This is a genomic window from Methylobacterium sp. NFXW15 (assembly GCF_049887755.1).
Taxonomy (GTDB): Bacteria; Pseudomonadota; Alphaproteobacteria; order Rhizobiales; family Beijerinckiaceae; genus Methylobacterium.
This window is the reverse complement of record NZ_JAGEKG010000002.1, coordinates 289,783-303,797: the sequence shown is the minus strand read 5'-3', so window position 1 is coordinate 303,797 and position 14,015 is coordinate 289,783. Positions and strand designations below refer to the sequence as shown.

Genomic DNA, 14,015 nt, shown 5'->3' with positions numbered 1-14,015 from the left:
TCATGGCTCGAGTCATGTCCCTGAGGCGGGACCACTGCACGAGCCTGCGGGGGCGCTGCCATGAGTCTGCTTGTTGCGCTGAAGGAAGACGATCCGGTCGCCGACCGGATCAACAGCCTTGAAGCCGAGAACGCACAGCTCCGCCGCCTATTGAGTCAGGCCACGGAACTCGTCGACAGCGAGATGCGCCGGAACGCCCGGCTCGATCGCATCGTCGAGAGCGAGCGTGCGGAAGTCGAACGCAGCACGGCCTTGTGGCGGCGTGATCTCGAGGACGGCGCGGCCCGCCTCGCGAGTGCCGAGGAATTGAACATTCAGCTTCAGGCGAGCGAGGAGTTCAATCGTCGCCTGCTCTGGACCACGAACGACTTCGTGGCGGTGCTCGACCTCGACGGGCGGCTGATCACCCTGAGCGAGAACGGTCCCTCGATCCTCGGCACGGTCAGCGCAGCCGGCGCGTTGGGCCGGTTCTGGGTGGACTTCTGGATTTGCCCGGATAGCCGCGCCGCCGTGCTGACGGCTTTACACTCGGCCAAGCTCGGCCGGGCGAACCGTTTCCAGGCGGAACTGGACGTGCGCGATGTGGTGACATGGTGGGACATCGCGGTGACGCCGGTCCACGGTGCTGACGAGCGGCCCGAGCGCATTCTGGCCGTCGCACGCGACATCACCGAGTTGAAGGACACCGAGGCGCGGCAGACCCTGCTGATGCAGGAACTGGCTCACCGCATGAAGAACACCTTGGCTCTCGTTCAGGCGGTGGCGGCGCAGACCCTGCGCAACGCCACGTCCATCGACGCGGCTTCGGAATCCCTCTCGGCGCGTCTCCTCGCGCTGGCGCAGGCGCATGACGTGCTGGTTCAGGGCTCATTCGCCAGCGCATCCCTTTCAGCTCTGGTGGCCACGACCGTCTCCCTGCATGGAGACGGCGTGCCGGGCCGGTTCCGGGTCGAAGGGCCGGACGTCACCCTCAACGCGCATCAGGGTATGACGCTCGCGCTCATGCTGCACGAGCTCGGAACCAACGCCACCAAGTATGGCTCGCTTTCGACCCCCTCCGGGCATGTCGCCGTGACATGGCGCGTGATCGACGGCGTGTCCGATCCGATACTGTGTTTCCGCTGGGAGGAGATCGACGGGCCACCGGTCTCGCCGCCGACCCGCACCGGCTTCGGTACGCGGCTCATTGCCCGCAGCCTCGCCCATAGCTTCGGTGGCTCGGTGAAGCTCGCCTACCCCAAATCGGGCGCTCAATTGACCTTTGAATGCCCTCTGCCGCCCGTCGCCGCCGAGATGCAGGCCTCACAGCGGCCTGTTTAGACGGGGGATTGTCGCGCGAGGGCGCCGATCGTGCCGTCCCGCAACCGGCGCGCTTCTTCCAAGGGCGCCCTGATATCGGCTCCCGTCACGGCATGCTGCTCCAGAGCGCGGCAGGCGGCACTGAGCGCATCGCATCCGAGCATCCCGGACATCGAGACCAGCTTGTGCGCCTCGCGCCCGATCTCCGCCGCCGGGCGATCGTCCTGAGAGAAGGCCTCAGCCAAAGCCTCGGTGAACCGGTCGATCAAGCTGTGTAGACGCTCGCGCCCGATGACGTCGCCGAGTTCGCTAAGCGTGCTCGGATTGACAAGGGCGGGCATCGACAAGGGCACGTCCTCTTGGGAAACGGCGAGTCTGGATCTCACGAGAGGATGCCTCGGCACCCGGTTCACTCCAAGTCCCCCCGGCGCGGGCATCGTGTCGCCCCGGCGAAGATGGCTCTTGAGAGCCTCGCAGCCGAATGCTGCTAAAAGCTCCTTTTCCGGAGGGTATTAAACGAAGTTGTGATCGGAAAGACGGAACTCGCGTCAACTCCGCGCGCTATGCCCCCGCTTGGTTCGCGGGGGCGGACTTCGGGGGGCAAAGCATGGATCGGTCTGCGGCGGCGAACGGGGCCGATTCCGGGAGCGTGAAGACGCCATCCTCCAAGGCTTTGCGCGGTCTCGACGCGCTCAATTTCTTTCTTGCCGACGTGCGCGACGGGCTCGGGCCCTATCTCGCGATCTACCTGATCGCCGTGCGCGGCCCCGACCAGGGCTGGAACGAGGCGACGACCGGCCTTGTCATGACCATCGCCGGCATCCTCGGCCTCGTGGCGCAGACGCCTGCCGGAGCCTTCATCGACAAGACCAACCATAAACGTGCGGTCGTGATCGGCGCGGCCATCGCCGTCACGGCGAGCTGTCTCGTCCTGCCCTTCGTCTCGAACTTCTACGTGGTCACGGCCACCCAATCCTTCGCCCATGTGGCGGGCACGATCTTCCCGCCTGCGCTCGCGGCGATCACGCTTGGCCTCGTCGGGCCCAAGATGTTCTCCAAGCGCATCGGCCGGAATGAGGGCTTCAACCACGCCGGCAACGCCACCTCGGCCGCGGCGGCGGGCGCGTTGGCCTACTTCTTCGGGCCGGTGGTCGTGTTCTGGCTCATGGGCATCCTGGCTGCCCTCTCCATCGGCGCAATGCTGATGGTGCCCGCCGAGGAGATCGACGACGATCTCGCGCGCGGGATGACCTCGACAGAGGCCAAGAACGAGGAAGAACCGTCGAGCATCAAGACCTTGTTCAAGAGCAAGGGCCTGCTGCTCTTCGCCGTGCTCTGCGCGATCTTCCACCTCTCGAACGCGGCGATGCTGACCTCGGTGGGGCAGTTGCTCACCCATATCTCGGGCAAGGATCACGCGACCTCGCTGATCGCGATCTGCATCGTCGCCGCGCAATGCGTGATGGTGCCGACAGCGATCTTCGTCGGCGCCAAGGCCGACGTCATCGGCCGCAAGCCGATCTTCCTCGTCGCCTTCGGCATCCTGGCGATCCGCGGCGTTCTCTACACCTTCTCGGACAATCCGTTCTGGCTGGTCGGCGTGCAGCTTCTTGACGGGATCGGCGCGGGCATCTTCGGCGCCCTGTTCCCCATCGTGGTCGCGGACCTGACCCGGGGCGGCGGTCGCTTCAACGCCGCCCAAGGCGCCGTCGCGACGGCCCAGGGCATCGGTGCCTCGCTCAGCGCCACCCTCGCGGGCGTCATCATCGTCTCGGCCGGATATTCGGCGGCCTTCCTGTGCCTCGCGGCCATCGCTGGCGTCGGCTTCGCCCTCTACCTCGCCCTCATGCCGGAAACGCGAGACTTCGCACCCGAGGCTGCCGACAGCGGCCTGCCCCGCGCCGTCGCAGCCGCCTGAACTCGTCCCATGAGCACTTCACCCCGGAAAGGGCCGGACCGGCCCTTCGTCTTCGTCCATGTCGGCGACCAGCACCTCACCGTGCGGGATGCCCGCCACCACCAGGATCTCGTCGCGATCTTCCAGCAGATCGCACGCTTCGGCGAGGATGCGGCCGACTTCGTGTACCTGCCGGGCGACATCGCCGAGAACGGCACGGCCGGGGAATACGAACTCATCGAGGAGATCCTCCGCGATTACGCTCCCCGGGCAATCCATCTGATCCCCGGCGATCATGATCGCCAGTACGGCGACATGAGCGCGTTCGGGGAATTCGTCGGCCGCATCGGCCTCACCGGCCACGCGCCCATCGCGAACAGCGTTCGCCAACTTCCGAGCGGGCCGGGGGCGGAGCCCGCCGAGACGCTTCCGCAATTCTATCGCGCCGCCGATTACGGCGACGTGCGGTGCCTGTTCCTCGACATGATCAGTGCCGGCTACGGGCGGAAAGGTCAGGGCCTCGATTTCCGCCTCGGCCGGGCGCAGCTCGACTGGCTCACGGCCGAGGTGCAGCGCGCCCGCAGTGAGGCGAAGACCTGCGCGGTCTTCATGCACACCTATCCCGACGATCTCGAGAAGGGGGAAGCGGAGGAGGTCGCGGGCCTGTTCTGGAGTCTAGGCGTACGCCTCGTAGAGATGGGCCATACCCATTACAACGAACTCGGCCATGACGGGCGCACCACCTATGCCGCGGCCCGTTCCGTCGGTCAGAACGAGGACGGCTCCGTCGGCTACGCGGTTGCCGCCATCGATGAGGGCGAGGTGAGCTGGCGTTTCCGTGCCCTCGACCGGAACGCGCCCTTCGTGCTCATCACCTGTCCGGCCGACCGGCGGCTCGCCACCCACGCCCTGCGGGCCGCCGATGACGGACGCGTCATCGTGAGAGCCGTGGTGTTGTCGGAGTCAGCCGAGATCCGCTGCCGTTGCCGGGTCGATGACGGGCCCTGGCAGACGATGACGCGCTTGAGCGAAGGCGGCGCCTTCGAGGCCGCCGTCGAATGGCCCTACGGCTCGCGCCGCATCGCGGTGGAGGCGATCCACCCGAACTGGCCGGGCTATGGGCCGGATCACATCGACCGCGACGTGATCGAGCCGCCCTCCACCGTCCTGCTCTCTCGGAGCCGCCCCGACGATCTCGGCAGCGATGCCTGTAACATCGGTGCGTGGCTCGAAAAGGGTGTGCGCGGCGATCAGCTCGGCCCGAACCGCGCCGGGCGCGACTGGTAACTCACTTTCTTCTCCTGACCGAAAGACCGACTGCCCGATGGGTGCCCTGACCCTGAGCCCGAACCTTGCGACCTGGGGCATCGCTGCCCTGGCGACGCTCGGCGTGATCGTTCGCCCATTCTCCTGGCCGGAGGCGATCTGGGCGGTGCTCGGCGCCGCCCTGCTTGTCGTGCTGGGCCTGCTGCCCTGGCAGACGGCCCTCGACGGCATCGCGAAAGGCACGGACGTCTATCTGTTCCTCGTCGGCATGATGCTGCTCGCCGAGATCGCCCGGAAGGAGGGCCTGTTCGACTGGCTGGCGAGTCACGCCGTGCGCGCCGCGAAGGGGTCGGCTACGCGGTTATTCCTGCTGGTCTACATCGTCGGTACGGTGGTGACGGTCTTCCTGTCGAACGACGCCTGTGCCGTGGTGCTGACCCCGGCCGTCTACGCCGCGACCAAGGCGGCGAAGGCCGAGAACCCTCTGCCCTACCTGTTCATCTGCGCATTCATCGCCAACGCGGCGAGCTTCGTGCTGCCGATCTCGAACCCCGCGAACCTCGTCGTCTTCGCCGAGAACATGCCGCCGCTCGGCACGTGGCTGCGCCTGTTCGCTATGCCGTCGCTCCTCGCCATCGTGACGACCTATGTCGTGCTGCGCCTCACTCAGAACGCGGCGCTGAAGCAGAGCATCGAGACGGAGGTGGAGACCAAGCCGCTGGAGACCGGCGGGAAGGTCGCGGGGCTCGGCATCATCCTCACCGGCGCGGCGCTGATCGGCGCCTCGGCGGCGGGTATCGAGCTTGGTTTGCCCACCTTCATCGCGGGCTTGGCGACGGCCATCGTGGTGCTGGCGATCAAGCGTGGCGGCTTCGTCGAGGTGGCCAAGGACGTGTCGTGGAGCGTGCTGCCCCTCGTCGCCGGGCTGTTCGTTCTGGTCGAGGCGCTGGAGAAGACCGGCGTGCTTAAGATGCTCGCCGACACTCTGAAATCCTATGCCGCCGCCGATCCGATGGCGACTGCCTGGGCTGGAGGCGCGGCGGTCGCGTTCGGTTCGAACCTCGTGAACAACCTGCCCGCCGGCCTGCTCGCGGGTGCGGCGGTCCAGACGGCCGACGTTTCGCAGAAGATCGCGGGCGCAATTCTGATCGGCGTCGATGTCGGGCCGAACCTGTCCGTCACCGGTTCGCTCGCGACGATCCTCTGGCTCACGGCGATCCGCCGCGAGGGCCAGGACGTCTCGGCCGGGAAGTTCCTCAAGCTCGGCATCCTCGTGATGCCGCCAGCCCTGATCCTCGCGCTTGCCGCGCTTCTCTACCTCTGACCCGTCGAAGACCGGAGAACGCGCCGCGTGATCGAGAGCTTGCTCTACCCCTTCATCATCGTCGCGGGCGCCTTGCAGGCCCTGGGCAATTCCATGAACGCGCAGCTGCGCGGAAAGTTGGTCAACCCATGGCTCGCGGCCACGGTCTCGTTCCTGCCGATCGTCTTCGTCTTCACGACGCTGTTCCTGACGATGCCGACGCCGCTGCCGACGCTGGACTCCCTCGGCAAGATGCCGTGGTACGCGCCGCTCGGCGGCGTCGCGGGGGCGGTGGCCGTGTTCGGCGGGCTCGCCTTCATCGACAAGGTCGGCGCCGGGCCGTTCAACGGACTGACCCTCACGGCCAACATCCTGACCTCGCTGGCGATGGATGCGCTCGGCCTGTTCGGCCTTCAGGCGGCGGGCTTCAAGCCGCTGCCGTGGCTCGGAGGGTTGCTGATGGCGGTGGGCGTCGTGTTCATCGCCCGCTCGGGCGGCAAGAAGGACAAGGACGAGCATAGCAGCACCACCGGCAAGTTGCTCTACCCGTTCATCATCGTGGCGGGCATGCTGATGGCCATCGGCGTGGTGTGGAACGCCCAGCTGCGCGGCGCCCTGCTGAATCCCTGGCTCGCGGCCACCGTGTCGTTCCTGCCGGTGGTGTTCGTTTTCGCGCTGATCTTCCTGCTGCGCCCCTTCCCGCTACCGAAGCGCGAGGACATCGCCGGGGTGCGCTGGTGGATGCCGCTCGCCGGGCTCACTGGTGCGGTGGCCGTGTTCGGCGGCCTGCTCTTCGTGGATAAGGTTGGCGCGGGCGCGTTCAACGGCCTGCTCATCACCGCGAACCTGCTGACCTCCGTCGCCCTCGACCATTTCGGCTGGCTCGGGATGAAGCAGGTGAAGGCGGGCCCGGCGCGCTTGTTCGGCGCGGCCGTGATGGTGGCGGGGATCGTCCTGATTTCGGTCTTTTAGAGCCGTCTTCGACCAAGTTGGCTCACGCGTCTCCCTCTTTGCGAGCGTGAGCGAAGCCATCCAGGGCAGCGGGACGCTTCAGAAAGGCGAACCTCCCTGGATTGCGTCGCTGTGCTCGCAAAGACGGCCGGGAATCCATTGAAGGGAATAGATCAACTTGGTCGGATACGGCTCTAGGCCTGGAGCGGAGCCGCCTCATCCGCCGCGAGCACCGGCTCCGGCGGGGCCTTCCGCGAGAAGTAATAGAGATCGACCGCACGCCAGAATGCGCCGCGCTCGTCGTCGCTGCGGTGTGACAGGGCCGCTTCGAGATGGGCCATCGCCTCGCGCGCGACCTCACTGCGCTGCAACTCGTCCATCAGCTCGGAAAGGTTTGTCATCTCAACCTCCGCGGGACAAATAACTTTGATAACGCCTAAGCTTGAAGAGTGATCCAGATGAGCCGTGACGGCTTGCCCTCGGCCAAGCTGTGGCTACGATCCCCTCGCACTGCGAAAGCGCGTTGCGGGAGAGTCTTCATGCAGCTTCGTCATCACCTCCTTCGGTCGGCGGCCCTGTCGCTGACACTGGCTCTGGGTTTCCATGCGGCGCCCCTCGCCGCGAAAGAGATGCCGGAGGCGAAGGCGGCGACCGAGACACGCAAGCCGAACGTTGTGATCCTCGCCACCGGCGGCACCATCGCAGGCGCGGGCGCCGACGCCACGAACAGTGCGAGCTACGCGGCGGCCAAGGTGCCGGTGGACAAGCTCATCGCCGCCGTGCCGCAGGTCTCCAATGTCGCCAACGTTCGTGGGGAGCAGGCCTTCCAGATCGCCTCGGAGAGCTTCACCGACGACAAGCTGGTTCAGCTCGCCAAGCGGGTCTCCGCGCTGCTGAAGCAGGACGACGTGGACGGTGTGGTCATCACCCACGGCACCGATACGCTGGAAGAGACCTCGTTCTTCCTCGACCTCGTGGTGAAAAGCGACAAGCCGATCGTGGTGGTCGGCTCGATGCGCCCCACGACCGCGCTGTCAGCCGATGGCGCCCTCAATCTCCTCGACGCGGTGACGGTCGCCGCCAGCAAGGAGGCCGTCGGTAAGGGCGTCACCGTCACGATGAACGACTACATCCAGAGCGGTCGCGACGTGACCAAGCGGACGAACGTCGTGCCGAGCGCCTTCTTCAGCCAGTGGGGGCCGCTGGGCATGGTGGTCGAGGGCAAGACCTACTTCTACCGGACGCTCGCCAAGCGCCACAATACGAACTCCGAGTTCGACATCGACACGATCGACACGTTGCCGCTGGTCGGCATCGTCTACGGCTCGGGCAACATGATCCCGGCCGTCTATGACGCCGAGGTCACGGCGGGCGCCAAGGCGATCATCCACGCCGGAACCGGCAACGGCTCGGTGCCGGACTACCTCGTGGACAAGCTCAAGGACATCCGCTCCAAGGGCACGCTCATCATTCGCTCGGCCCGCGTGCCCGATGGCTTCGTGGTCCGCAACGCCGAGCAGCCCGACGACAAGTACGATTGGGTCGTCTCGCACGACCTGAACCCGCAGAAGGCGCGGCTGCTCGCCGCCGTGGCGCTCACCAAGACGAGTGACACGAAAGAGCTCCAGCGCATCTTCTGGGAATACTGAGCAGCGACCGGCCCCGCCGCGAGGCGGGGCCACAGCCGGAATTGACCTGCACCCTCGATGTAAACGTTTTCCGTCACCACGTTCTGGGGTATGGTCCCGGGCAAACGCCGCAGGAGGATACCTCATGAGCGAACTTCATCCCGAGGTCGCGGCCGTCACCGCGCGCATCGTCGAGCGGTCTCGCGACTCTCGCCGCGCCTATCTCGACCTGATCGAGCGGGAGCGCGAGAACGGCGTTCACCGGCCGAAGCTGGCCTGCGGAAACCTCGCGCATGGCTTTGCGGCGGCAGGAGAGGACAAGGCGGCGATCCGCGCCGGGCGGTCGATGAATATCGGCATCGTCACCGCCTACAACGACATGCTCTCGGCGCATCAGCCGTACGGGCGCTATCCCGACCAGATCAAGGTGTTCGCCCGCGAGCGTGGGGCCACCGCGCAGGTCGCGGGTGGGACACCGGCCATGTGTGACGGCGTCACGCAAGGCCAGCGCGGCATGGAGCTGTCGCTGTTCTCGCGCGACACCATCGCCCTCTCGGCGGCGGTGGCGCTGAGCCATGGCATGTTCGACAGCGCGGCGCTTCTTGGCATCTGCGACAAGATCGTGCCGGGCCTGCTGATCGGCGCCCTGCGCTTCGGCCACCTTCCGACGATCCTGATCCCGGCCGGGCCGATGCCTTCGGGCCTCGCCAACAAGGAGAAGGTGCGGATCCGCCAGCTCTATGCCGAGGGCAAGGTCGGACGCGAGGAACTGCTGGAATCCGAATCCGCCTCCTATCACGGGGCGGGAACCTGCACCTTCTACGGCACGGCCAATTCGAACCAGATGATGATGGATATGATGGGCCTGCACATGCCGGGCGCCTCGTTCATCAACCCTGGCACGAAGCTGCGACAGGCCGTGACGCGGGCGGCGATCCACCGGCTCACCGAGATCGGCGCCGACGGCAACGATTACCGGCCGCTCGGCAAGTGCGTGGACGAGAAGGCCATCGTCAACGCGGCGGTGGGGCTGCTCGCCACGGGCGGCTCGACCAACCACGCGATCCACCTGCCCGCCATCGCCCGCGCGGCGGGCATCGTGATCGACTGGGAGGATATCGACCGGCTCTCATCGGTGGTGCCGCTGATCTGCCGCGTCTACCCGAACGGCGCGGGTGACGTGAACCACTTCCACGCGGCAGGCGGAATTAGCTTCGTCATCGCCGCACTGCTCGATGCGGGCCTTCTGCACGACGACATCATGACCGTCTCGGGCAGCCGCCTGCGCGACCATGCTCGCGATCCGAAGCTGTCGGGCGAGGAGTTGGTGTTCGAGGATGCCGTGCCGGAAAGCCTGGATGACGGGATGATCCGCCGTCCGGACCGGCCGTTTCAGCCCGATGGCGGCATGCGGCTCGTGAAGGGCAATCTCGGCCGGGCGACCTTCAAGACCAGCGCGGTCGATGAGAAACGCCACGTCATCGAGGCCCCGGCGCGGGTGTTCGATGATCAGGATGAGGTGCTGAAGGCGTTCAAGGCGGGCGAGTTGGAGCGGGATGTCGTGGTGGTGGTGCGCTTCCAGGGGCCGCGCGCCAACGGGATGCCGGAACTGCACAAGCTCACGCCGCCGCTCGGCGTCCTGCAAGACCGCGGCTTCAAGGTCGCGTTGGTGACGGACGGGCGCATGTCCGGCGCCTCCGGCAAGGTGCCCGCCGCCATCCACCTGACACCGGAGGCACTGGCCGGAGGGACCATCGCCCGCATCCGCGACGGGGATATCGTGCGCCTCTCGGCCCCGGAGGGTCGCCTGGAGGTTCTGGTCGACGACGGCGATCTGACCGCGCGCGAGCCTGCCCCGACGCCGCGCCCCGAAGCCGGCACCGGCCGGGAGCTCTTCGCCTTCATGCGCCTAGGCGCCGACGGGGCCGAGCAGGGCGCGTCCGCCATGCTCGCTGCTGCGGGGCTGTGAGCGCACGCACAAGGGCACCGAACCAACCCGCAACCTCATCCTGAGGTGCTGCGAAGCAGCCTCGAAGGAGGCTTCCAGAGATCGCTCCGGGTCCTGGATCTCTCCTTCGGGGCCCGCCAAGGCGGGCACCTCAGGATGAGTGTTGAGCGTGGGAGCGGAGATAACCAGAAGGAATGGCACCATGAACGACCTCGTCAGCATCGACACGTTGATGCGCTCCGTGCCGGTCATCCCGGTTCTGGTGATCGAGGATGTCGCCCACGCCCGGCCGATCGCCGAGGCGTTGGTGAAGGGCGGGCTCACCGCGCTGGAAGTCACGTTGCGGACGCCCGCCGCCCTCGATGTGATCCGAGAGATGTCCCAGGTCGAAGGCGCAGTGGTCGGCGCCGGGACGGTGCTGAACCCGCGCGATCTCGATGCGGCCCTGAAAGCGGGCGCCGAGTTCATCGTCTCACCGGGCCTGACCGCGCCGCTGACCGACGCCGCCAAGGCGAACGGCGTGCCGTACCTGCCGGGCGTCGCCACCGCCGCCGACATCATGCGCGGGCTCGATCACGGGCTCGACCGGTTCAAGTTCTTCCCGGCCGAGGCCGCGGGCGGCCTCAAGGCGTTGAAGGCGCAGGCCGCCGTGTTCGGGCAGGCGCGGTTCTGTCCCACGGGCGGCATCACCGAGGCGACCGCACCGGAGTGGCTCGCCCTCCCCGCCGTTCTCTGCGTTGGCGGAAGCTGGGTGGTGAAGCCCGGCACGCCCGACCCGGCCGCCATCGAGGCGGCGGCGCGGGCGGCCTCCGGGTTGCGGAAAGGGTAAGCCGTTGCTCCGTCTTTGCGAGCAACGCGAAGCAAAGACGGTGGGGTTTATTCGGCCGGCATCGCCTGCATCGACTCGCGGGGCACGAAGCGGTCGCCTTCCTTCTCCAGCACCACCTTCCGGTCGTGCAGCGCTTCCAGCGTCGAGCGGTGGCCTATGGAGACGATGGTCGTCTGCGGCAGACGTTCGCGCAGCATGCGGTAGATCTTCGCCTCGGACGGCTCGTCCAGCGATGCCGTCGACTCATCGAGGAACAACCAAGCGGGCTTGGCCAGCAACGCCCGCGCGATGGCCAGACGTTGCTGCTCGCCACCTGACAGGCGGCGCTCCCACACGTCGTCCTCGTCGAGCCGGTCGATCAGGTGCGGCAGCTGCGCGTCCGTCAGAGCCTGACGGATCTCCTCGTCCGAGAACCGGCTGCGCTCGTTGGGATAGACCACCGCGTCGCGCAGTGTGCCGAGCGGGATGTAGGGGCGCTGCGGCAGGAGCAGCGCGGACTCCCCGGCGGGCACGTCGATGCGGCCCCGGCCGAAGGGCCAGATCCCGGCAATGGCCCGGAACAGAGTGGACTTGCCGGAGCCCGAGGGGCCGGTCACCAGGGTCGCGGCGCCCTTGGTCAGGGCAAGACTGTCGGCGGAGACGATCTCGCGCCCATCGGGCAGGGCCAGGGCGAGGCCGGTGGCGGTGACATCGCCGGTCGTGGCGTTGCCCTGGGCAAGGCTTCCGCCCGTCGCGCCCATGGCCTCGGCCTTCATCATCGCGCGGCGGAAGGAGCCGAGACGGATCGTGTTGGCCTTGTAGGCGGCCAGCGTGGTGTAGGCGTCCACGAAGAACGACAGCGAGGTCTGCACCTGGCTGAAGGCGTTGCCGGTCTGCTGAAGGGCGCCCAGCGTGATCTTCTTCGCGAAGAAGGACGGGGCGGCGATCAGGTACGGGAAGATCACGCTCGCCTGCCGGTAGCTGAAGGTGAAGGCGATCAGCTTGATCCGGCGGAAGATGATGTTCGTGTAGTTGTCGACCACCATGTGGAACAGTGACGAGAGGCGGCCCATCTCGGCCTTCTCGCCGCGCAGCAGCGCGATCTGCTCGGAGTAGATCCGGTTGCGGGCAAGCGAGAAGCGGAAGTCGGCCTCCGCGCGCTCCTGCCGGAAGTTCAGCCCGATCAGCGGACGCCCGATCAGGTGCGTCAGCCACGTGCCGACGACGGCGTAGGCGATGACGAGCCACACGAGAAAGCCCGGCACGACCGTGTCCGTGAAGGGCAGCACGAAGTCCTTCGAGATGGTCCAGAGGATCACGATGAACGACACGAGCTGCGCCGCCTGGCTCAGCAGGCGGATCGACAGGCTCGCCGTCTGACGGATGAAGGCATCGACGTCGGACTGGATGCGCTGATCCGGGTTGTCCGCCTCCTCGTCGGTAAAGGGGATGCGGTAGTGGGTCCCCTCCCCGAGCCAGCGGCCAGTCAGGCTGTGGGTCAGCCATGTCCGCCAGCGGATCAGCAAGGAGGAATCCACGAACAGGTCGAACATGCCGATGGCGATGTTCAGCGCGGCCAGCGGGATGAAGATCCACAGAAGCTGGTGCCAGAACGCCTCCGCGTTGTACTCCTGCAAAGAGTTGTACATGTCGCGGTAGAAGAAGTTAAACCGCAGCGTCAGCGCGACATCGGCGAAGTTCACGAAGATCGACAGGGCGACGAGGTTGCGCCCGATGCGACCCTCTGTGCTGCCGAACCAACTAAACAGCCGGATTTCCTTGGTCGGCGTATCGCGATTGGCGAAATACGGGTCGGCGATATTGGTGATCGCCCGGATCGGCTCAAGGTACGAAATACCGAGCACGATGCCCGCGAAGACGACGGCGCCCGTCGCAGCGAAGGCCGGAGGCAACAGCGCGGCGAGGACCGGCGGCAGCAGCCCAGCCTCGGCCAGCGCGCGCGATCCGGCGAGCAGCAGGTAGCCGACGCCGTAGACCGAGACGAAGACCTTCAGATAGGCGGAGATGCTGTTGGAGGCGATGAGGATGCCCGCCATGGCGAAGCCCGCGAGCGAGACGTAGAGCGGCGGGCTCGGAACGCCGGGAAATGCCAGCAGGATCAGCGCGCACAGCGCGGTCACCACGGCCTGGATACCGAGTCCGGTCCTGATCGCCGCCACTCTCATCTCCCTTCACGTCCCCCCGGCCGCGAACGGTCGAGGCCCGCGGGCATGGCTGCGGGTCGTGGCGAGATAGCGGCAGGGGGCGAACCTGTCGCGTGAAACTTCCGCAAGGTTCGGTTCCGGCGGTTATGTCGCTGACCCGTCAGCCCGCGATTGCAACCACTCCATCATTGAGAGCGCAGCGACGGGGAGCATCTTGACCCCAAGCACGGCATTTAGTCTTATCCGTGCCGGGACGGTACGCGCCGTCCTGGGGTGTGGAAGCCCCTAAAGAAGCAACTGTAGGGCGCAGAGATGCGTTCTGAACCCTCTCGACCCTTCGTGGCCGGGGGCCTGCGACGCATGTCCAGGCGCTCCGGTGCTAAAGGTCGCGGGAGCCGTTGCCTCTTTCGGTTTTCCACCCCCCGGTCATTGGGATGGTCGAGGCTCGTTTGCGGGGGCGTACCGCAGACACGGGCCTTCCGGGGGCCGGGAGCATGACGGACAAGCCGGTGAGCGAGCGCGAGCGCCAGATCGCGGTGCTGCGCGATGTCTATACCAAGGCAGCGCAGGGACCGATCCAGGGCGCGATCGGCGCGCATGGCCTCTCGCTGCTGGCAATGGTGATCATGATGCTCGAAAACGGCTGGGACGAGCGCACGAAGCAGGCTGCTGCGGGAAAAGGCTCCCCGCCTCGCTTCGAATCCTGACCGTCATTGCGAGCGAAAGCGAAGCAATCCAGGGAAGCGCCTC

General features: G+C 66.8%; 12 protein-coding genes. 9 read left to right on the top strand and 3 right to left on the bottom strand.

Annotation, left to right across the window (positions count from 1 at the left end; genetic code table 11):
• Positions 1-60 precede the first annotated feature (60 nt).
• Complete coding sequence (locus tag J4O73_RS05735) at positions 61-1,320, top strand: sensor histidine kinase (RefSeq protein ID WP_426215432.1); 1,260 nt, start codon at positions 61-63, stop codon at positions 1,318-1,320.
• On the opposite strand, the gene J4O73_RS05730 is transcribed toward J4O73_RS05735, so the two are convergent.
• Positions 1,317-1,640, bottom strand: coding sequence for an Hpt domain-containing protein (locus tag J4O73_RS05730; RefSeq protein WP_426215430.1), 324 nt, complete (start codon positions 1,638-1,640; stop codon positions 1,317-1,319). The genes J4O73_RS05735 and J4O73_RS05730 overlap by 4 nt on opposite strands.
• Before the next feature lie 266 nt (positions 1,641-1,906).
• On the opposite strand from J4O73_RS05730, the gene J4O73_RS05725 reads away from it, so the two are divergent.
• The 4 genes from J4O73_RS05725 to J4O73_RS05710 are packed head-to-tail and all read left to right on the top strand — an operon-like array spanning position 1,907 to position 6,737.
• A complete protein-coding gene (locus J4O73_RS05725) occupies positions 1,907-3,217 on the top strand; it encodes an MFS transporter (protein WP_426215428.1) in 1,311 nt (436 codons plus the stop codon).
• Between the two features lie 9 nt (positions 3,218-3,226).
• Positions 3,227-4,483: a metallophosphoesterase family protein gene (locus J4O73_RS05720; RefSeq protein ID WP_426215426.1), complete on the top strand. Its 1,257-nt coding sequence runs from the start codon at positions 3,227-3,229 to the stop codon at positions 4,481-4,483.
• 37 nt (positions 4,484-4,520) lie between these two features.
• Positions 4,521-5,786: an arsenic transporter gene (locus tag J4O73_RS05715; RefSeq protein WP_426215425.1), complete on the top strand. Its 1,266-nt coding sequence runs from the start codon at positions 4,521-4,523 to the stop codon at positions 5,784-5,786.
• Between the two features lie 27 nt (positions 5,787-5,813).
• A complete protein-coding gene (locus J4O73_RS05710; RefSeq protein ID WP_426215423.1) occupies positions 5,814-6,737 on the top strand; it encodes a DMT family transporter in 924 nt (307 codons plus the stop codon).
• A gap of 173 nt (positions 6,738-6,910) precedes the next feature.
• Here J4O73_RS05710 and J4O73_RS05705 read toward each other — a convergent pair whose 3' ends face one another.
• On the bottom strand, positions 6,911-7,117 hold the full coding sequence (locus tag J4O73_RS05705) for a hypothetical protein (protein ID WP_426215421.1): 207 nt from the start codon (positions 7,115-7,117) through the stop codon (positions 6,911-6,913).
• A gap of 138 nt (positions 7,118-7,255) precedes the next feature.
• On the opposite strand from J4O73_RS05705, the gene J4O73_RS05700 reads away from it, so the two are divergent.
• The 3 genes from J4O73_RS05700 (at position 7,256) to eda (ending at position 11,121) form a co-directional block, all read left to right on the top strand.
• Positions 7,256-8,365: a type II asparaginase gene (locus J4O73_RS05700; RefSeq protein ID WP_426215419.1), complete on the top strand. Its 1,110-nt coding sequence runs from the start codon at positions 7,256-7,258 to the stop codon at positions 8,363-8,365.
• 124 nt (positions 8,366-8,489) lie between these two features.
• On the top strand, positions 8,490-10,313 hold the full coding sequence (gene edd, locus J4O73_RS05695; protein ID WP_426215417.1) for a phosphogluconate dehydratase: 1,824 nt from the start codon (positions 8,490-8,492) through the stop codon (positions 10,311-10,313).
• 181 nt (positions 10,314-10,494) lie between these two features.
• A complete protein-coding gene (gene eda, locus J4O73_RS05690; RefSeq protein ID WP_426215416.1) occupies positions 10,495-11,121 on the top strand; it encodes a bifunctional 4-hydroxy-2-oxoglutarate aldolase/2-dehydro-3-deoxy-phosphogluconate aldolase in 627 nt (208 codons plus the stop codon).
• 47 nt (positions 11,122-11,168) lie between these two features.
• On the opposite strand, the gene J4O73_RS05685 is transcribed toward eda, so the two are convergent.
• The gene (locus J4O73_RS05685; protein WP_426215414.1) at positions 11,169-13,280 is read right to left on the bottom strand and encodes an ABC transporter ATP-binding protein/permease; all 2,112 of its coding nucleotides are present in this window, start codon (positions 13,278-13,280) and stop codon (positions 11,169-11,171) included.
• A 479-nt stretch (positions 13,281-13,759) separates the two neighbouring features.
• On the opposite strand from J4O73_RS05685, the gene J4O73_RS05680 reads away from it, so the two are divergent.
• On the top strand, positions 13,760-13,972 hold the full coding sequence (locus J4O73_RS05680) for a hypothetical protein (RefSeq protein ID WP_426215412.1): 213 nt from the start codon (positions 13,760-13,762) through the stop codon (positions 13,970-13,972).
• Positions 13,973-14,015: the final 43 nt, after the last annotated feature.

Bases quoted from the DNA above. Each gene is read 5' to 3' on its own strand.
- eda (WP_426215416.1), top strand. From the start codon at position 10,495: ATGAACGACCTCGTCAGCATCGACACGTTGATGCGCTCCGTGCCGGTC.
- J4O73_RS05725 (WP_426215428.1), top strand. From the start codon at position 1,907: ATGGATCGGTCTGCGGCGGCGAACGGGGCCGATTCCGGGAGCGTGAAG.
- J4O73_RS05700 (WP_426215419.1), top strand. From the start codon at position 7,256: ATGCAGCTTCGTCATCACCTCCTTCGGTCGGCGGCCCTGTCGCTGACA.
- edd (WP_426215417.1), top strand. From the start codon at position 8,490: ATGAGCGAACTTCATCCCGAGGTCGCGGCCGTCACCGCGCGCATCGTC.
- J4O73_RS05730 (WP_426215430.1), bottom strand. From the start codon at position 1,640: ATGCCCGCCCTTGTCAATCCGAGCACGCTTAGCGAACTCGGCGACGTC.
- J4O73_RS05715 (WP_426215425.1), top strand. From the start codon at position 4,521: ATGGGTGCCCTGACCCTGAGCCCGAACCTTGCGACCTGGGGCATCGCT.
- J4O73_RS05735 (WP_426215432.1), top strand. From the start codon at position 61: ATGAGTCTGCTTGTTGCGCTGAAGGAAGACGATCCGGTCGCCGACCGG.
- J4O73_RS05705 (WP_426215421.1), bottom strand. From the start codon at position 7,117: ATGACAAACCTTTCCGAGCTGATGGACGAGTTGCAGCGCAGTGAGGTC.
- J4O73_RS05680 (WP_426215412.1), top strand. From the start codon at position 13,760: ATGACGGACAAGCCGGTGAGCGAGCGCGAGCGCCAGATCGCGGTGCTG.
- J4O73_RS05720 (WP_426215426.1), top strand. From the start codon at position 3,227: ATGAGCACTTCACCCCGGAAAGGGCCGGACCGGCCCTTCGTCTTCGTC.